We start from the raw sequence: 19,016 nt of genomic DNA on the forward strand, positions 1-19,016 counted from the left end.
GAAGGGGGACCCCGATGGGGGAACTCGAGCGCAACATGTGCGATGACGTGGGACAGCCTCGAGGCAACGCTCCAAGTGCAGACAATGGGGGACAAATGGATATGTTTGAGGACGAGCGCGAGCGCGCCTCGTTGCATCGCCGTGGCGCGATTGCACGCGGTGTAGCCAAGCGCGGTCTGGTGGCGTTCCTGGTTTTTGCCTTGGCTTTTGGCACTACGCCGGCGCAACTTTGGGCCGACGGCGCCGAGGGTATTGCCGAGGCTGTGGCTCAGGCTGCGACGCCGGGCGAGGACGCAGCGCTTGCGGGCGGTACCGCTGAGCAAAGCGGCGCCGAGGTTTCGGATTCCGAGGGCGCGCCTGCGGCTAGTGCCGCCACAACAGAGGCAGCAACTGGCGACGAAGGCTCGGCGACGGGGGAGAGCCCTGCCACGAGCGAGCAGTCTTCGGCGGCATCCGCTGGCCAAGCAGGATCTGCCGCCGCGGCTACCGTTCAGGCAGAGAACCCGACAGAAACCGGCGATGTCGCCAAGAAGCAAGTCGAGGTCTCGTTCTCGATTATCGGCACCGATGCCGACGGCAAGGTTCAGACCTGGGTGGCACCTACGCAGCTCAAGCTCGACGAGGGCTCGACGGCCGCGGATGCCTTCATTAAGCTGCAGGAGAAGACGGGCTTCAAGGCGAAGTACGAACCGAACACGGCATACGGTTTCTACCTCGAAAGCATCACATCCCCGAGCGATGGTCGCACGCTTGCCTACGATCCGACGACTTATGCCTTCTGGCAGCTATTCGTTGATGGTGCGTCTTCCTCGGTCGGCGCGAGCAGCGTCAAGCTCGCCCAGGGGCAGAAGATTGAGTTTGCCTATACGGCTGGTAGCGCGTCTCCTGTCGTTAAGGACCAGGTTGCCGCAAATGTGACCGTCTTTGGTCGCGATGCCCAGGGCAAGACTCAGACTTGGGTCGATAACGCGCAGTATGTGGTGACGTCCGGCTCGAACGCACTTGACCTTACAAAGGTCGCGCTCGAGGCGAATGACATCGATGCCGTTGTTGCGGGCTCCTTTATTCTGAGCCTTAAGTACAACGGCGTTGAGCTGGGTAAGCCGCTCGATTATTCGACCTATTGGCAGCTGTTTATCAACGGCAAGTCGAGTGACTATACGGCGGACAATGTCACCATCCATGCCGGCGATACCGTTACGTGGTTCTACGGTGGCTGGGGCGACCAGTTGCCCTCCGATTCTGTCCATGCTTCCGTTCAGGTCCTCGGTAAGGACAAGGACGGCAAGCAGCAGGTCTGGGCTTCGACGGGCCTGACGAGTCTCAAGGCGGGCTCCACCGCTAAGGATCTCCTTGAGCAGACTGGTCTTGAGCTCGTTACCAGAGAAGAGTCTTGGGGCTGGTACCTCAGCGGCATTAAATCGCCGCTTGACGGTAAGACCTATAAGTCTGATCCTGCGACCGGCAGTTATTGGCAATTCTATGTAAATGGCAAGTCCGCCACGGTCGGTGCCGGCAACTATGAACTCACAGAGGGTGACGCCGTCACCTTTATGTATGGTGCTGACGCCGATGCCCTTCCTGGTCAGGTTCTTGGGTCTGTCGATGTTATCGGCCCCGATGTCAACGGCAACAATACTCGCTGGGGCTCGGCAGGCAATGTTTCTTTGCCCGAAGGCTCTACTGCCCAGAACCTTATTGAGACGGTTCTGAAGGCGAAGGGCGTTACGTACAACGGCTCCCAGAGGGGTGAGTACTGGTTCCTCAATTCCATCAACTCGCCGTTCGATCACAAGCCGTATGCCTGGGATGCTGCGACCAAAAAAAACTGGCACCTGTATATCAATGGAGAGTCCTCCTTACTCTGCGCCAACCAGATTACGCTCAAGAGCGGCGATAAGGTTACGCTTGCCTATACCACCGACGATTCGCCCATGCCCGATCCCGACAAGATTGTCGTGGATCCGAATGCGACGACTCCTGATTGGGATGCCGAGTGGGCTGGCTACGGCAACAGCGGCAACGGTACGTCCGTAACGGATGCCAAGACGCCTTCGCAGGCCGCCGGTCTTAAGTGGGCCTTCGATTGGAAGGCCGAGTCTGGTCAGCAGTATGCCAACTGCAGCGAGCCTGTCATCGCTAACGGCTTTGTGTATATCGCGACCGAGAACGAGCTCATTAAGATCGATTCGTCCACGGGCAAAAAGGTTGCCTCTGCGCCGCTTGCCTCCAAGGTGAGCTATACCTCTCGTCCGATCTATACCAATGGCCTTATCATCGTTCCGCTCAACGGCGGTGCGGTCCAGGCGATTACTGCAGACAAGCTGATCTGCAAGTGGCTGACGCCTGGTTTGACGGACCTGACGCAGAGCTCCTGCACCGTCGTTTCGGACGGCGAGTACGTCTATGTAGGCTCGGTCGATATGTCGTATGACGAGAATTACAACGCGACCTACGGCAATGGCTCCTTTGCGTGCATTAAGATTGCCACGGGCGAAGTTTCTTGGCAGAACATCGACCCTGCCGAGGGCTATTACTGGACTGGTGCGGCTTTGACGGATAAGTATGCCATCGTTCCTACGAGCGCGGGTACGCTTAAGTGCATTGATAAGACGACGGGCGATGTCGTTTCGACCATGAAGCTCAGCGCTGTCGCAAATGCCGATTGCATTGCCGATCCGTCCAATGGTTCGACCTTCTATCAGATGACGCACGACGGAAAGCTCCATGTGATTTCGCTCTCGGCGAAGGGCGTGTTGAGTGAACAGAATACGGTTGATCTGGGCCTTACGAATAATCTGAGCGCCCCTGCGGTGTCTGGTGACAATCTGATTGTCGGCGGACAGACGGCTACTGGCTCTGCTCTGGTTCTCTATAACCTGAAGACGGGTAAGACCACGATGGTCGCTGCTGCCGACGGCAAGGCGCTGCCGGCTGGCCTCAACGGTATTGCTGCTACTCCGCTGGTGAGCGTTCAGGGCGGCAAGACCTATGTGTACTTCACTGTTAACAGCGCGGATAGCAAGGATTACGTCAACTACTCTGCTGGTGGTGGCGTGTATCGCTATACGCTCGGCGATGCAGAGGCGACGCAGATTTATGATGCGGCTGGCCATTACCAGCACTGCGACTCTCCGGTCATTGCCGATGCATCTGGCAACCTGTACTACATCAATGATTCGGGCACGTTGTTTAAGCTTGGAGCTGTCGAGTCTTGGACGGTTGCCTTTAATTCCAACGGCGGGTCTGCTTGCGATACTAAGTTTGTTGCTACGGCCGATGGCAAGCTGGTCAAGCCGGCCGATCCGACGCGCGACGGCTACACTTTCGGCGGTTGGTATGCCGATGAGGCTTGCATGCAGGCGTATGACTTTAGCACGCCGGTGACGGCCGACCTGACGCTGTATGCCAAGTGGACCAAGAATGCCACCAACCCTGGCGGTAATGGCGGCGCTGGTTCCAATGGCGGCAGCGGTTCTGGTACCGGTACTGGTTCCGGCACTGGCGCTGGCGCGGGTTCTGGCTCCGGCTCGAAGGGCGGCGCTATTGCCCCGGGCCAGAAGCCGGTGACCAAGACGACGGTGTCGACCAAGACCGAGACCAAGGACAACAAGTCCGACAAGAAGTCCGATACGGGTGCTGCTTCCACGACCACTGCTAAGAAGTCCTCTGGTGCTTCCGAGCGGGAGGCTGGCACCAACCCGCTTGCCATTGTTGGCGTTGCCGTCGGCGTCATCGGTCTCGCCATCGTCGGCGTGTTCGTGTTCACCAAACGTCGGTAGGTGAGGGCTGTGTCCAATAAATCCAAGGACGCTGACCCCAAGCAACCAGATTCCCCGTTCATTCAGTTCGACGATGCAAAGCAAAAGGGCGCCGCTTCGGCGGCGTCCGCCCCTCGCCGCAAGGCGCTCCTCGGCGTTCTGACTGCCGCGTGCGCCATTCTGATCGTCGTCTCGCTGGGCTTCGTCCATCCTTCCGAGAGCGGCGCCTGGTCCATCGACTGGATCGTTCAGACCGTGACGGGGGAGAGCGTTGTCGCCAAGGACACCAAGGCGTCTGGCTCGACTACGACTTCGGGCGAAGCCAGTTCCAAGGACTCCAAGTCATCGAATGACGCAAAAGATGAGTCCAAGGACGATTCCGAGTCTTCAAACAAGGAATCGGATAAAAGCTCGGATAGCAAGAAGTCCGATGGTCAGGACGGCAAGAAGTCTGGAGATAAATCCGCTGCCCAGAATACGGGAGCCGGCGATACTTCCAACGTGTCTGGCGGTGCTTCTTCGGGCGGCGGCCAGTCGTCTGATGGAGCCTCCAGCTCTAATGGCGGAAGCGCTCCCTCGGGCGGACAGGGCGGCTCGCAGGAGTCCAACTACGTAACGGTGACGGTTTCGGTCACATCGAGCGCCGTGGGCAATCCTGTGTCTTCTGGTGGCACCTTCACCTTTAACGAGGGCGCTACGGCCTACGATGCCCTGTGCGCGCTGGGCCTTTCTGTCAACGCACATGGCTCGTCGTACGGCACGTATGTCTCCGCGATTGGTGGTTTGGCCGAGAAACAGTACGGCGGAACGAGCGGCTGGATGTACTCCGTCAACGGCACAACGCCCATGACGGCCTGCAGCAACTACGTTCTCTCCAACGGCGACAACGTGGTCTGGTATTACGTTGCAGGCTAGAGGCCTCGACATAGCGCGCCGGACGGGCGGTTCGGACTAACATCCGGGCCGCCCGTTTTTCATGCGAATTGGACTGGGTCGCCGGGGACCTCGACAAATAAAAAACCGGTTGGAATGGGAATTCCAACCGGTTATACATTCAAGCAAATAGTGAATCGACTACGACCGTGCGCCCTCAAGGAAGAAGCGACGGCTAAAGTAGTTGTACCAGGTGACGAGGAACGTTGCGATGGCCTTCATAGCCTGGTAGCCGATGCTCAAAAACGTGACACCCACAAACATATACAGGTCGTTGAGGCCCAGACCGATCACCGACAGGATGGTGAAGATCGTGAACTCGCGCTTGCGGCTCATGCCCTCGCGATGGTCGAACACGTACTTCATGCTGAGCCAGTAGTTGACCACGACGGACGTGATGAACGAAACCGTGGTGCTCATCAAAAAGTCGAGGTGGAACAGCTCGACGAGCGCAATGAGCATACCCCAGTCGATGCCAAAGGAGATAAGACCCACGACAGCGAACTTGAGGAACTGCTTGGTATGAGGTTGTGCCAGCGCCTTGCGCACGTAATCACATCCAATGCGTTGATGAATCGAGCAGGGATACTTTAGAGCTTTTGCAAGGGAAACGTAAGGTCTTTGCCAAGAACTATACGAACTCGCCAAATTTTCAAGAGCTAATCCGCAAACGTTGAAAATTTGCCCGTAAACGAGCGGCACCCACGGACGATACTGCGCTGAGCGCGCGTTGTCCGTGGGCGCCGTAATGCTGCAGGGTGTGGAGCTATTTTGTCTCCTCGCCCTCCAGGAAGATCTTGCGCGTTACAAAGTTGTAGACCATGACAAGCGCGGTGGCGCAGATCTTAGCGATATTGGCCTCGAGTCCCAGTCCGGCGTTGAGGGCCAGCACGATGCCGTCGTTGAGCCCCAAACCGATCACGGAAAGCACGACAAAGATGATGAACTCGCGGCGGCGGCTCATGCCTTCCTTGTGCGCAAACACGTACTTCATGCTCGCGACATAGTTAAAGATGAGCGAGACAATAAAGCCGCTGGTGTTGGCGATCAGGATGTTGAGGCCCAGACCGTAGTGGAGCAGATTCATAATGCCAAAGTCGATAACCGTGGCAATGACACCGACGACGCCAAACTTCATGATCTGCGCAAGGAGCTTTTGCATGGTACCTGCCTTAGGGTGGCGCCGGGACGCCGTGGGGATGACAAACTCAGCAAGTTTAGCCAATCCCCGCAAGCGGGGCTAGGCGCGCTTCTCGATAGCACCGTTTCTATATGCATCGAGCAGTTGGCGTAGGTCCTGGATCTGGCTGCGGATCTTGGCGCCGGTATCGGTGTCGCTCACCATGCGGCGACGGTCTGCTTGGTCAAAACGGTTGGTCTCGCTTTCGATGTCCACGTTGCGCGTGAGTGCCTCGGCAACCGTCGTAAAGGCCCGGTGCGACTTGAGGCGGCAGCCGCGCGAGCTCGAGATGAGCGTATAGCCGGCGATACCCGTCTTGGGATGGTAAGCGCGGCAAAAGCCGCCATCGATGACCAGCAACTTGCCCTCGGCGCGGATGGGTTGCTCGCCCTTGGTGGTTTTAACGGGCGTGTGGCCGTTGATGATGTGACCCGTCGGCGAGCAGGCCATGGGGGCGACGCCAAACTCGCGCATGATGTCGTCGCAAACGGACGAGGACGTGGTGAGCGTATAGTACGGGTCCATCGGCTCGACCCACGTGCTCTTGTCGGCGATGTAGGCGCGCTCGAACGTGCGCACCACGCGTCCGCTGGCGGGCGAGTTAAAGCCAATCCACAGGTACCACATCCAGTCGAGAGCATCGCGGTCGCCCACGCGCCAGGCGCGGCGTGCAATGTAATCGCAAAAATCGAAGTAATCGCGGCCGGCGTGCCAGGCACCCAGGCAGTTCATGCTGCTAAAGGTGCCGTCTTCGTTGAGCGGCACGCAGCCATGGAACAGCAGGTTGCCGTTGGCGACCTTGTACATCGAGCCGTGGGAATAGAGGAAATCGATATGGCGATGCAGGTGATCGGCGGTGACAAACTCGGACACGAGCTTGTCGATGATGTGCTGCTCTTGGGGCGTGAGCGAATAGGGGTCCGCCGGGTCGACGGTGGGGAAGTCATTGGTCGTGAGCTGCCACACGCTGCCGTCGGCGAGCGTGACCGTGCCGGTGTCGTGATCGATCTTGTCGAGCAGCAGGCGGTCGACCATATCGAACTCGGGGTGGCGCTGGATAATCTGACCCTCGAGCTTAAAGAGCAGCACATTGATGGCTTTGATGAGCGGGCTGATGGACTCGTCGGCGGTATAGGTGGCGTCGGCGAAGGCGACGAGCTCACGCAGCGAGATGCCGTAGTCGTTCTCGAGGATTTCGTAGTTGTCGTAGCGCAGGTTGTTGCGCAGCACCGTGGCGATGCAGGCGGGCTCGCCGGCTGCGGCGCCCATCCACAGCAGGTCGTGGTTGCCCCACTGGATGTCGAGTGAATGGTAGGTGAGCAGGCGGTCCATAATCTTGGCAGCGCCGCCGCCACGGTCGAAGATATCGCCCACCAGGTGCAGGTGGTCGACAGCCAGGCGCTTGATGAGCGAGGCAAGCGACTCGATAAAGTCGTCGGCGCTGGCGGTCTCCAGGATGGACTCCACGATGCGCTCGTGATAGCGCACGCGATAGTTGTTCTCGTCCGGGTGCGTGTGCAACAACTCGTCGATGATATAGGCGTAATCGCGTGGGATGGCCTTACGCACCTTGGAGCGCGTATAGCGGCTCGAAAGCGAGCGAGCGACCATAATGAGCTGGTCGAGCATTGTCTTGTACCAGGTGGGGGAATCCTCGTGCTGGCTGCGGACCAGCTTGATCTTCTCGCGCGGGTAGTAGATGAGCGTGCACAGCTCACCCTTTTCGTCAAAGGAGAGCGTTTCGCCAAAGATCTCGTCGACATGCTCGCGCACGACGCCCGAGCAGTTGTTGAGGATGTGCATAAAGGCTTCGTACTCGCCGTGCACGTCGCTCATAAAATGTTCGGTGCCCTTGGGTAGGTTGAGGATGGCCGAGAGGTTGATGATCTCGGTGAACGCGGATTGCTCGGTGGGGAACTGTCTCGACAGCAGGCGCAGATACTTAAAGTCTTGCGGATTGCGATCGAATGCGACCATGAAACACCTTCCGATGTGGTTGGTAAAACTGATAAACAGCGTCAAATGTTTATCAGTATGCGCCGCTTTTGTTTCGATTGGGGATAGGCGGCCGAATTGTTTGCCGAACGGTTTGATAAATCGATTTAGTTGAGGTAGATATGGCGGTTGGGTGGAGACGTAGGGTCGTTTTTACAGACGCATGCCGCTGGGGTCGATAGAGATGATGACGGTAAAGATGTTCACTACCTCTGGCTCTATTTGGTAAATAGTGAACATATGTACCGTATGTAGGCTCACTGTGCGATAATTTGCGCAGCAATGAGTAAGGAGCCTCATATGAGTGATTTTGTCCTGACCTGTGAATCTGCCGCCGACCGAACTCGGGAGTTCTTTGCGTCGCGCAATATCCCTGTCGTGTGTTTTCATTACGAGATCGACGATGTTGTCTATACGGACGATCTGTATCAGTCAATTACGCCGGACGAGTTTTTTGCCCAGATTGCCGCGGGTGCCATGCCCAAGACGTCTCAGGTGAGCGTGGGTGAGTATGAGGAGTTTTGGGAGCCGATTGTTGCCGAGGGTAAAGACGTGCTGCACCTGACGTTGTCGTCGGGTATTTCGGGCACGTATGGATCGGCCTGCGTTGCGGCACAGATGCTCGCGGATCGCTATCCTCAGGACGGCAAGGTGCGCGTCATCGATTCGCTGGCGGCGTCTTCGGGCTTTGGCCTGTTGCTGGAATATGCCGCCGACGTGCGCGATAGCGGGGCTTCACTCGATGAGACGGCTGCCTGGATCGAGGAGCACAAGCTCAACCTGCACCACTGGTTCTTCTCGACCGATCTGTCGAGCTACCTGCGCGGCGGTCGCATTTCGGCTGCGAGCGCGATCATCGGCACGGCGCTTAAGATTTGCCCACTTATGACGGTCGATTGCGAAGGTAGGCTGTCGCCACGTGAAAAGATACGCACTAAGAAGCGCGCGATTTCCGAGATGGCTAAGACCATGTTGGCACACGTGCAGGACGGTGCGGATTATTCGGGTAAGTGCATCATGTCGCATTCGGCGTGCCGAGAGGATGCCGAGGCAGTTGCGGCGCTGATTGAGGAACAGGTTCCGCAGCTCAAAGGCAAGATTGAGATCAACAATATCGGTGCTCTGATTGGTTCGCACACCGGACCTGGTACGGTGGCGCTCTTCTTTATGGGCGACAAGCGCGTGGATTAATTTGCCCCATCACGTCGCCGCATGATTGCTCAAACGAAAACGGCCCGCCTCACGTTTGTGGGGCGGGCCAAGTTGTTTTGCTAGCGTTTCTTTCCGCGGAAGAAAAAGCCGTGTAGCGACGGCTTGAGGCCGCGGTTGGCGCGACGTTCCTCAACGCGCTCGTGGATCGAGGCGACGCGCTCGATGACCTCGTCGGGAATTGGCACGTCGGGATTCATATTCTCGACCTGACTGACCTCGGCGGCGGCGACCTGATCAATAATAGGTACATTTTCGCGCGAAATAACGGGCGTGGCGTCTTCCTTCATCTTGCGATAACGCTGCATCATGTCGGTCTGTAGCTGTTGTGCCGAAGGCGGCGTCCAGATGATGGCGTTGGCGCCGGCGGCGATGGTCTCGCGAATGCTTTCGGGCGTCTTGCCGCCCGGCGCGATGAGCGGCAGGTTGGGATAGTGCTCGCGCAGCTCGCGCAGGACCTGCGGCGTGTTCTTACCGGCTGCGATGTTGAGGATCTTGGCGCCGGCGCGCACTTTGGCGTGAGCATCGTCGTCGCAACGAACGACCGTGGCGATGACGGGGATGTCGGCGATGTTGGTGATGTGCTCGACCATCTCGGCGGTGGCGGGGGAGTTGACCACGCAGCCCGCCGCGCCCTGCATCTCGGAGACGGCTGCCATCTGCACGGAGCGCTTGCCGGTAGTGGTGCCACCGCCCACGCCTACAAAGACCGGGCACTCGGCGACGGTCAGCAGCGCCTGCGTAATGGCGGGCTGCGGCGTGAAAGGGTAGACCGCAAAGACGGCATCGGCATTGGAGTTGCGGATAACCGCGACATCGGTGGTGTAAATGAGCGACTTGATGCGGCGGCCAAAGAGCGTAAAGCCGCTGGCCTCCTCGATCTCATCGGGCATGCGGAGGGCCGCCTTGCGCAGACGCCCGTCGATGGGCAGCGGCTCCATGGGCAAAAGGCCATTGGGAGTTACGGCTACCTGGGGCTCGGTAAATTCGTCCGCAAGCTCGACCTCGGAAAAATCGACCGAGGCGACGATGTCCTCGTGAACCTCGGCGGGAACATCGATGGGGGCTTGGTCGTTTGTCGCGGTGGGCGTGTCGAAGGAGCTGGTGCGGACGAAGGCGTCGACGCGCTCGTTTAGATCGTTGAGGGTATCCATGGAGGCTCGATTCTATGTGATGACGGCCGGCAGGGTGCCGGCAGCGCTGTGCTTGCTAAATCGTTTGACGAGTTGATTTTTCCCCGCCGCGTCATCCGTTAGACCGAAGGGCCGGCGAACGTGAAGGAGCTGTGGTGGCGGGAATCGAGGTGCTATCTTGAAAGTCCCGTATGCAAAAGAAAGGTGACGCGGTATGGAATTCTCGGCAATGTTGGGCTCGATTGGCCTGTGTGTGGGCGCAATCGTTGCCGCCGCGGTCATCTACTTTGTGGTCACGGCCATTAAGGGTAAAAGGGCCGAACGCAAGGAGCGCGCGATGCTTAAACAGCATCGCGACCAGCAGGGCAAACGCGCACGGAGATAGCTTGTTGAGTTTTGGATCCGTGCGCTAGCTGCGTTTTCGGATCAGGGCAATGTAGAAGCCCTCAAAGTCGCGGCTAGGCGGAATGGTGAGCGTGCCGGGCATACCGTTGGCGACGGACGAGACATGGCCGGCGGCGATGGCCTCGGTGAGGGCGTTGGACTCGATACGTGGCTCCTCACCAGCTTCCTGGGCGCGGCGTGCCTCACTTTCGCTTGGCGTGCCGTCGAGGGGGATGAGCTCGCAGTCCATATGCTTGTCGAGGGCCTCTTGCAGGGCATCCTCGTTTTCCTGCGGCAAGATCGAACAGGTTGAATAGACCAGCGTGCCACCCGGTTTGAGGGCCCCCAAGGCGCGGTCCAGAAGCGCGCGCTGCGAGCGGGCGCATTTGTTGAGCAACTGCTCGGTGAGGCCGCGTAGGCTCTTTTCGTTGTCGCTGATAACGGTGCCCGTGCCGGTGCAGGGGGCGTCGAGCAGGATACGGTCAAAGCGGAAGAACTCGTCAAGCTCGCGCGCGTCAATGCGCATGACAGGCACGTTTTTGGCGCCTTGGCGGCCCAAGTTGGCCTCAAGCTTTTCGGCGCGGGGAATGCTCATCTCGCAGGCCGTGAGGTGTGCCTGTCCCTGGGTGAGGGCGGCGATCTGCGTCGTCTTGCCGCCAGGGGCTGCGCACATGTCCAGGATGTCCTCGCCGGCCTGGGCGCCCAGCACGAGCGGCGGCATCATGGACGACAGGCTCTGCAGGTAGATCTTGCCGTCGCGATAGATGTCGAGGCCCCACAGGTCGGAAACCTGGGCCTCGGGCAGGATGAAAGCGTCTGGGTACCATGCGACGGTGCGATGGACGATGCCGGCGGCGTCGAGTGCCGCGGCAATGTCTTCGGCGGATGCCTTGAGCGTGTTGGCGCGCAGCGTGACGGGGCGTGTGGCCGCGGCGCCGAAGCCCTCGATCATAAGCTCGGCATCGGTGGGCGCATAGGCGCCGGCAACCGTGTCGACCATAAAGCGCGGCAGATCGGCGGCGGAGGGTTGGGCGGCAAGCTTGTCGGAAAGCTCGGTAGCGGCAAACTGCCTGAGCTTGAGCTCGGGCTTAACCTGCTTTTTCTGCTTACGACGACGCGGCTTGGACATCCGTCTTTCCTTCCTGTTCCACTCAAGTAGTCAATTTGGGACGGGGCTTTTTTAGCTATCCCGTCTGTTTTGGCAAGCGCTGCAGCCAAGGATGGGACGGGTAGCTAAAAAAGCCCCGTCCCAAATTGACTACTGCGCCTTGCCGGTTGTCTAGTACTGGCTCTCGTGCTTGCTAAAGAAGTCGAAGCGCGGGGGCAGCGGCTTCACGCGGTGCTCGCCGGGCTTCTCGCCCAGGCTCTCCACAAGCTCGTCCGTGGAGGCAAAGATGTTATCCCAGCTGAAGAAGGCGACCGGGTCGACGTCGAAGTACTCGCAGATGAGCTCGCAGCCGGCCGGCACAATGCCGTGCATGAGGACGGTCGCCACGCGTAGCTCGGTAAAGGCGTCGATGAGGGCCTGCGTCATGGCGGCGTTGGTCTCGGCGCCCTCGAGCTTGTTGGCGGCCTTGGAGGCGTCGCTCCAGCGCTTGTTGGCGGCACGCAGGTAGTCGTCGCACACGGCGAGCGCGCGGTGCGTCTCGAACTTGTACATGGCCTGCTCAAAGGCAAGGGCGGCCTGCTCGGCAGCCTCGACCACGGCGGCAGAGGCCGCGCCGGCAGGAATGCAGCCGTTGCGATAGGGGCTCTCGTCGCCTTCCTTGACGGCAACGCCGTAGAAGCAGCTGCGGGCCAGGCGGTTGAACACGCCGGTCAGCAGCGCGCTCTCCTTAAGGGCCGGGTCGATAACGCGCTTGTCGTCGCAGGCGCGCACCTCGTTGCCGTCCTTGTCCTTGCCGGTCACGCGCGTGTCATATGCCTTGGGGCTAAAGCTCACCGGCTTCTCGGAAAGGCCGAGCGACAGCCAGTGCGCACGCATCTGCTCGCAGGTGTAGTGGTTGAGCAGGTCGTCTGCCGGTGGGGGAGGCGTCTGCGAGGACGAGCTGGCCTTTTTGCCCATGTAGAGCAGGTGGTAGCATGCGCTGACGGTGCTCTGCGTGAGGTCCCAACCCAGGGCCTCCCACATGGCGGTCTGCGCGATGCAGTAGAAATAGATGTTGTCCTGACCGATAAACTGGTAGATCTGAGCGTCGTCAGAGCACCACCAGTCGCGCCAGTCGAGCGAGCTGTGCTGGTAGGTGGGCACGGGGACCTGCGTGGAATCGGCGGCTGGCTCGCCCATGAGGGCGGCGTCCTGGGCGGCGACACCCTCGGTCACGCCGGCGGCGCGGGCGTCGCGGGCGAGTATGGTACGGGTGTAGCTGATGGGCGCCCACAGGCTTTCGGGCCAGCACCAGCAGGTGACGTCGGTCACGCCGTCGACCTCGGGCACCGGAACGCCCCAGTCGATGTTGCCGGTGATGCGGAAGGGCACGAGCGCCTTGCCGCTGCGGAAGCGCACGCCGCCGTTGGCGAGCACTGCGTGGGCATCGTCGCGCTCCTTCCAGCTGGGGAAGGTGACGGTAAAGCTGCTCTTGTTGCCCTCGGGCTCCAGGACGGTGTGCTCAGGAAGCTGATCCTCGACGGCATCGAAGGCCTCGCGGAACTTGTTCTGGATGTAGAGCTGAGCCGGCAGCAGCCATTCCTCCATGGTCTTGGAGACCACGGAGCGAACCTGCGGGTTCTGGGCGAGCTTGGCGGTATAGGTCTTCATAAAGTCGAGGTAGGCCGGCAGGTCAAAGTAGAGGTTGTCGACCGGGCGCAACTCGGGCACCTCGCCGGTGAGCTGGCTCTTGGGCGCGATGAGCTCCTCGGGCTCAAACTGGTGGCCCAGATCGCACTCGTCAGCATAGGCCTTCTCGGACTTGCAGCCCTGGATGGGGCAGCGGCCGATAACCTGGCGGCCGTTGAGGAACGTGCCGGCCTTGGCATCGTAGAACTGCAGCGTGGAGCGCTTGGAGATGGTGCCCTGCTCGTGCAGGCGCTCGATAATCTCGGCGGTCACCTCGTTGTGAATCTGCACGGCCGGCTCAAGACCCGAACCGCCGTAGATATCGCAGCTGATGTTGTAGTTGTTGAGGGTCGCGGCCTGGCGGGAGTGATTGGACTCGACATACTCGCCGATGGACTTGTCGAAGCCCTCGTTCTCCTTGAGCTTGCGGTAGCTCTCCATGATGGGCGAGCCGTAGCAGTCGGTGCCCGAGGTGAAGATGACGTTCTCGCGGCCCAGGCGGTCGCGCAGGAAGCGGGCGAAGAAGTCGGCCGGGACAAAGACGCCGCCGACGTGGCCAAAGTGCAGGCCCTTGTTGCCGTAGGGCTCGCCAGCGGTAACGATGGCGCGGCGCGGCCAGCTGGGACGGTCGTTCATGGAGTATTTAGATGCCATGGGACTCCTTCGCATAGGTGAAAGCGCGGCCGGCGCAAGGCCTGGCGGCGCGGTGGTCAATTCGTGCATATCGTTCGACATTATCGCACATGCGGGTGGGTGCGTGGCAGGGGCGCTATCCTAAGATGCTATGAATGAGATTTCCAACATACATGCGTTTGAGGACGAGGATTTTCTGCACGCCTGCTTCGTGTGGGGGATGGCCGTGCTTGGCGTATTTGCCGTGTGCCTGGTGCCGGTGTTTATGCTGCTGGGCGGGCCTGCGGACTTGGATGCGGCCGAAGCGGGCGGCTGGATGGCGGTTGTGGGCTGGATGGTCGGTGTGATCGCGGTTTCGGCGGCGGCATTTGCCGTGCACGAGCTGTTACACGCCGCGTTTTTTAAGCTGTTGGCGCCTGCGGGCGCGCATGTGACCTTTGGGGCGAATCGCGAGACGGCGATGATCTACGCCTGTGCCGAGGGCGTTGTGTATTCGCGCCGGCGCTACATTGCCATTTGCCTGGCGCCCACGGTGATCCTGACGGCGGCGTTTGCCTTGGGGTTTGCATTTTCGGGCTATCCGCTGCTGTGCTACCTGGCGGCTGGCCTGCATTTGTCGGGCTGTGTGGGCGATTGGTATTACGTGTGGACCATTTTGCGCGACCGCCGTATTGTCGCCTGCGAGGACACGTCCTTTGGCGTGCGCTTTTTCGCAAAGTAGTCTTTTTGGGACGGGGCTATTTTGACTACTTTCCTGTTGATGCAGGTATTTGGAACTGCTTTACATCAAAAGTAGTCAAAATAGCCCCGTCCCAAAAAGACTACCCTGGGCAAAGATTGGGAGGAGATGTCCATGAAGCCGTTGTTGCTGCATGCTTGCTGCGCGCCGTGCTCGCTTGAGCCGGTTCGCCTGCTGCGCGAGGAGGGGTTTGAGCCCACGATCTGCTGGACTAACCCCAATATTCAGCCGCACGATGAATGGCGGCGGCGTCTGGACGAGCTGCGCCGGTGGTGTGCCGACGGCGACATCGAGCTTATCGAGGCCGGAGAGGACCGTGAGCGCTGGGAGGCCGGCGTGGCCCCGCTGGGCGCCGATCGGCCCCGTCGCTGTCGCACGTGCTATGCCCTACGCCTGGCCGAGGCATGCCGTGTGGCTCAGGAGCGCGGGTTTGAATATGTAGGCACGACGCTCGCTGTCTCGCCCTATCAGCTGTTCGAAACGTGCAATGATGTGCTCGAGCGCCTGGCTGCCGCCCGCGGGCTCACGCCGGTGATTCGCGATTTTCGCCCGTATTATCCCGAGGCCACGCGTCGTTCGCGCGAGCTGGGCATGTATCGGCAGAACTACTGTGGCTGCCGCTTTTCGGCCGTCGAGGCGGCCATGGACCGCGCCCGCATCCGTGACGAGCGCAAAGCTTCCAAATAGTAGTTCTTTTGAGCTGGCAGCCTGCTAGGATGTAGAGCGGACTTTAGCTATATAAGGAGAATCCGACGTGTCTATGCGTACTGATGATTTTGACTATAACCTGCCCGATGAGCTCATCGCCCAGGCTCCTGCCGAGCCGCGTGACTCCTGCCGCCTGCTGGTGGTGAATCGCAAGGGATCTGAGGCGGGAACGCCGCTGGAGCACGGCGGTACCGTTGAGCACCGTATCTTCCGTGACATCATCGACTATATCGAGCCGGGCGACGTACTCGTCATCAATCAGACGCGCGTGATGCCGGCCCGTCTGATCGGTCGCAAGGCGGGCTCGGGCGGCGTGGTCGAGACGCTGCTGCTTAAGCGCCGCGAGGACGTGGATCCACTGGGTCACGTGTGGGAGTGCCTGGTTAAGCCTGGCAAGCGTCTGAAGCCCGGCGCTCAGATTGAGTATCGTGCCGGTGGCGCCCATGCGCCCGAGGGGGCTCCCGTGGTGCTGACGGCCGAGGTCGTCGACTTTGTTACCGATAGCCGCGGCGGACGCCTGGTGCGATTTGAGCCGGCCGGTTGCAATGCCGCCGGCGACCCGCGCACGCTCGACGAGGCCATCCATGCTGCCGGCCACGTGCCGCTGCCGCCCTACATTACCGATTACGAGGGCGATCCCGAGAAGTACCAGACCGTCTATGCCATGAAGGAGGAGCACTCGGCTGCCGCCCCCACGGCGGGCCTGCACTTTACCCCCGAGCTCATGGCTGCTATCGAGGCCAAGGGTGCGAAGTTCGCCGCTGTCGAGCTCGAGGTGGGCATCGATACCTTCCGTCTGGTGGAGGAGGACGACCCCACGCAGCACGTCATGCACACCGAGCGCTACCACGTGTCGCAGGAGGTTGTCGACGCCGTGCACAAGGCCAAGGCCGAGGGTCATCGTGTGATTGCCGTCGGCACCACCGCAGTGCGTTCGCTCGAAAGCGCCTTTGATGCGGATGCCCCGGTGTTCGATCCGGCTGTGACGGCGCGCTATTTTGAAGGCCGCGAGGACGGCGCCGACACGCTCGGCCGCGGTGACATCGTGGTGCGCGAGAATGCGACGACACAGCTCTACCTCATGCCCGGCTCGACCTATCACGTGGTCGACGCGCTGATCACGAACTTTCACGTGCCGCGCTCTACGCTCATGATGCTCGTGAGCGCGCTTGCCTCCCGCGACCAGATCATGGATGCCTACGCCGCCGCCATCGAGGAGCGTTACCGCTTCTTCAGCTTTGGCGACGCGATGCTCATTTGTTAGTTACGCGGTTCTACGAACCGCGTAACCACCTGACGCTGCCAAAGCATCGGCCTTGCCTTGGCTGTCAATGTGGCACTCATTGGGGACGTACTTAAATGAGTACCTGCGGAATGAGAGTGGATAATCTCCCGTTTTTGGCCCTTCTGCGGGCTCAAAGTGGGAGATTATCCACTCTCATCATTGATTAGTCGTTGGGGACGTTCTTGTTTGACTGGTCGTTTAAGAACGTCCCCAAAGACTACTTGGTGCCCTGCCTACTTGCTTGCGAACAGCCAGACTAGGATGATCACCAGGATTGCGGCGACGATGCAGACAATGGCGCCGGTGAATTTGATGCGGGAGTCGCGGGTACGCTCGCGCACCGCGTCCTCGGCGGCCTCGAGCTGGGCGACTTCTCGCTCGGTCTCGGCGTGCTCGGCTTTGTCTCGGGCCAAGGATCCTGCAAGCGACTCAGTGATCTCTGGGTGGTCGTGCACCTCGGTCGCCTGTTCGATGATCGACTGCGCATGTGCGGCATCTGCTTGGGCATTGGCGATGGTCTGCTCCTGGTCACGGCGTGCCTTGTCCTCGGCAGTGATCTTCTCGCGCAGCTCGCGCTGACGAGTCGCGGCGGCCGTTTTCGCCGTCTGCAGCTCGTCGCGCGCGGCATCGGCTTCGGTCGTCACGGCTTGGTGCGCGCGCTTTGCGTCGGCGATAGGGGCTTGAGCCTGCTCGACGGCCTGCTCGGCTGCGGCAAGCGAGTGCTCAAGGTCGGCGGTGATGCGCGGGACATCTTCTTCGGCTTTACGCAGGGCATCTGCCGTGTCGGAGATCTGCATCGAGAGCTCGCTGGTGCGTACCGTATAGTTGGCGGGATTTGCCGAGGGATTGCGTTGCAGCTCGGCATACTCATGACGCAGCGTCTCGAGCTGGGCGCGCGTGGCGTCGACGGTTTGTTGTGCGGCCGCAATGCCGGCGTCTCGCTCGGTCTTCACCTTGTCGCGGATGCGCTTGGAATCCTCAAGACGTCGAACGAGGCGGTTGCCGGTCTCGCGCGAGCTCGCCTCGCGGGCCTCCACGGCGTCGAGCGCGGCCTTCAAGCGGAGTTCAGTCGCGTCATCCTCTGTCTTCATTTCTTCGAGCTGGCCCTTGAGCTCTGTCGCCTTGGCGGCGTGGGCATCACGGTCAATCTCAGCAGCCGCTGCAGTCTTTTGGGCCGTGGCAATCGCCTGGCGCTGGTCGGCGACGATCTGGTCGTAGCGGCCTGCGATATCCTGGCGCGTCTCGAGTTCCTCGGCCTGATCGGCAATGCGCTGCTCAAGTTCGGCCAAGTGGGCGCGGGCGTCGGAAAGTGCCTTTTTCGCGGCGTTCATCTCACGCATGGCCGAGGCGCCCTGGGCGATAAAGGTGCCCACGGCGTTCGCAGTGTTCGAGACAGCGGTCCCCAGATCGCGGCTCGCGGCGGGGGAATGCGGGGCGGTCGGGCGAGCGGTGTCGGCAGCATCCGCATCGGCAGCCTGCGGCGCGGCGATATTGCCGGTACCGCCCTCGACCACAGAAAAGCCTGCTGCGTGCGGATCGACCGCGTCGGCGCCAATCGTGGGGTGCTCGAGCTGCAGAAACGAGGGCATGGTGCTGCCCTGGTCGGCGACCGGAGTCTCGCCGGGCACGAAGGTCGAGGCCGCCTCGGCGGCCTCCTCTTCCTCGGCATCAATCTCGGCATCGGCGACGGCGTCTTTCATCGCTTTGACAGCATCCATCATGGAGTCCATGACGGCATCGAGCTCTTCTTCCGAAGACACCTCGATGGGGCCCGCTGCCTGTGGTGCGGGTTCCGTGTCGGGTTCGGCATGGCTCAGCTCCGGCTGCTCGCTTTCGTCATGCTCGACAGTATCGTCTGTGTCCGTTGCCTTGTCCGCACCGGCGTGCGCATCGGTGGAGGCGTCGACGCAGGTAGGAGTATCGCAGCCGTCGACGGCGTCTGCTGAATCATCAATATGCTGTTGAGTCTGGGGGTCCAGCTCGTCTGTCATAGGCATGTGCTCCTCATCGTTGTTTGTCACCCTATGATAAAGTTTCGCGCCGACATCCTACGTGCCGCAGCAAAGTTTCAAAACGTGTTCGATGGCTCGATCTGATAACAATAACTCGGCCGCTTTATCCAGTTTTTACTTGACAATCCCTTCGCCGAACGACGTGGTGCCGTTCGCCTACCGCGGTCTTTTATTTTCGCTTGAACACGCTAAAGTTACATTCCAGCTTTTGGCGCGTGAATTTGGATGCGCGCAGTCGGCGGGCGTGTCCGCCGCGATTTGAAAGGAC

15 protein-coding genes are annotated in these 19,016 nt (G+C 60.4%); 8 read left to right on the forward strand and 7 right to left on the reverse strand.

The genetic code is table 11. The annotated features are described in order from the left end of the window. Positions 1-95: 95 nt before the first annotated feature. Positions 96-3,782 carry a DUF4430 domain-containing protein gene (locus DW732_RS04315; protein WP_158567346.1) on the forward strand — a complete coding sequence of 1,229 codons (3,687 nt, stop codon included), beginning with the start codon at positions 96-98 and terminating at the stop codon, positions 3,780-3,782. A 9-nt stretch (positions 3,783-3,791) separates the two neighbouring features. Then, complete coding sequence (locus DW732_RS04320) at positions 3,792-4,676, forward strand: DUF4430 domain-containing protein (protein ID WP_233539356.1); 885 nt, start codon at positions 3,792-3,794, stop codon at positions 4,674-4,676. Positions 4,677-4,835: 159 nt separating this feature from the next. Here DW732_RS04320 and DW732_RS04325 read toward each other — a convergent pair whose 3' ends face one another. From DW732_RS04325 to DW732_RS04335, 3 genes are all read right to left on the reverse strand, one after another. Further along, on the reverse strand, positions 4,836-5,243 hold the full coding sequence (locus DW732_RS04325; RefSeq protein ID WP_022095123.1) for a GtrA family protein: 408 nt from the start codon (positions 5,241-5,243) through the stop codon (positions 4,836-4,838). A gap of 217 nt (positions 5,244-5,460) precedes the next feature. Further along, a complete protein-coding gene (locus tag DW732_RS04330) occupies positions 5,461-5,856 on the reverse strand; it encodes a GtrA family protein (RefSeq protein ID WP_118098901.1) in 396 nt (131 codons plus the stop codon). Positions 5,857-5,934: 78 nt separating this feature from the next. After that, entirely contained in the window at positions 5,935-7,851 is a 1,917-nt protein-coding gene (locus tag DW732_RS04335) for a fructose-1,6-bisphosphatase (protein WP_118098902.1), read from the reverse strand. A 318-nt stretch (positions 7,852-8,169) separates the two neighbouring features. Here DW732_RS04335 and DW732_RS04340 point away from each other — a divergent pair, with 318 nt between their 5' ends. Then, a complete protein-coding gene (locus tag DW732_RS04340; RefSeq protein WP_118098903.1) occupies positions 8,170-9,060 on the forward strand; it encodes a DegV family protein in 891 nt (296 codons plus the stop codon). Between the two features lie 80 nt (positions 9,061-9,140). Here DW732_RS04340 and DW732_RS04345 read toward each other — a convergent pair whose 3' ends face one another. Beyond that, positions 9,141-10,232 carry a hypothetical protein gene (locus DW732_RS04345; protein ID WP_118098904.1) on the reverse strand — a complete coding sequence of 364 codons (1,092 nt, stop codon included), beginning with the start codon at positions 10,230-10,232 and terminating at the stop codon, positions 9,141-9,143. A gap of 193 nt (positions 10,233-10,425) precedes the next feature. Between DW732_RS04345 and DW732_RS09870 the strand changes: the two genes are divergently transcribed. Beyond that, the gene (locus DW732_RS09870) at positions 10,426-10,596 is read left to right on the forward strand and encodes a hypothetical protein (RefSeq protein ID WP_158557554.1); all 171 of its coding nucleotides are present in this window, start codon (positions 10,426-10,428) and stop codon (positions 10,594-10,596) included. Positions 10,597-10,620: 24 nt separating this feature from the next. Here DW732_RS09870 and DW732_RS04350 read toward each other — a convergent pair whose 3' ends face one another. Continuing rightward, positions 10,621-11,724 carry an RsmB/NOP family class I SAM-dependent RNA methyltransferase gene (locus tag DW732_RS04350; RefSeq protein ID WP_118098905.1) on the reverse strand — a complete coding sequence of 368 codons (1,104 nt, stop codon included), beginning with the start codon at positions 11,722-11,724 and terminating at the stop codon, positions 10,621-10,623. A 150-nt stretch (positions 11,725-11,874) separates the two neighbouring features. Then, entirely contained in the window at positions 11,875-14,025 is a 2,151-nt protein-coding gene (locus tag DW732_RS04355) for a class I tRNA ligase family protein (RefSeq protein WP_118098906.1), read from the reverse strand. A gap of 130 nt (positions 14,026-14,155) precedes the next feature. Here DW732_RS04355 and DW732_RS04360 point away from each other — a divergent pair, with 130 nt between their 5' ends. From DW732_RS04360 to queA, 3 genes are all read left to right on the forward strand, one after another. Beyond that, positions 14,156-14,725, forward strand: a complete 570-nt coding sequence (locus DW732_RS04360; protein ID WP_117794545.1) for a DUF3267 domain-containing protein — start codon at positions 14,156-14,158, stop codon at positions 14,723-14,725. Positions 14,726-14,857: 132 nt separating this feature from the next. Further along, positions 14,858-15,430: an epoxyqueuosine reductase QueH gene (locus DW732_RS04365; RefSeq protein ID WP_117734471.1), complete on the forward strand. Its 573-nt coding sequence runs from the start codon at positions 14,858-14,860 to the stop codon at positions 15,428-15,430. A 73-nt stretch (positions 15,431-15,503) separates the two neighbouring features. Next, positions 15,504-16,715 carry a tRNA preQ1(34) S-adenosylmethionine ribosyltransferase-isomerase QueA gene (queA, locus tag DW732_RS04370; RefSeq protein ID WP_118098907.1) on the forward strand — a complete coding sequence of 404 codons (1,212 nt, stop codon included), beginning with the start codon at positions 15,504-15,506 and terminating at the stop codon, positions 16,713-16,715. 254 nt (positions 16,716-16,969) lie between these two features. Here the strand turns inward: queA and DW732_RS04375 are convergent, their stop codons facing one another. Continuing rightward, on the reverse strand, positions 16,970-18,727 hold the full coding sequence (locus DW732_RS04375; RefSeq protein ID WP_118098908.1) for a hypothetical protein: 1,758 nt from the start codon (positions 18,725-18,727) through the stop codon (positions 16,970-16,972). A 91-nt stretch (positions 18,728-18,818) separates the two neighbouring features. Between DW732_RS04375 and DW732_RS09875 the strand changes: the two genes are divergently transcribed. Beyond that, the gene (locus DW732_RS09875; RefSeq protein ID WP_147336892.1) at positions 18,819-19,010 is read left to right on the forward strand and encodes a hypothetical protein; all 192 of its coding nucleotides are present in this window, start codon (positions 18,819-18,821) and stop codon (positions 19,008-19,010) included. Positions 19,011-19,016 lie beyond the last annotated feature (6 nt).

The organism is Collinsella sp. AM28-11LB, from assembly GCF_003469895.1.
GTDB lineage: Bacteria > Actinomycetota > Coriobacteriia > Coriobacteriales > Coriobacteriaceae > Collinsella.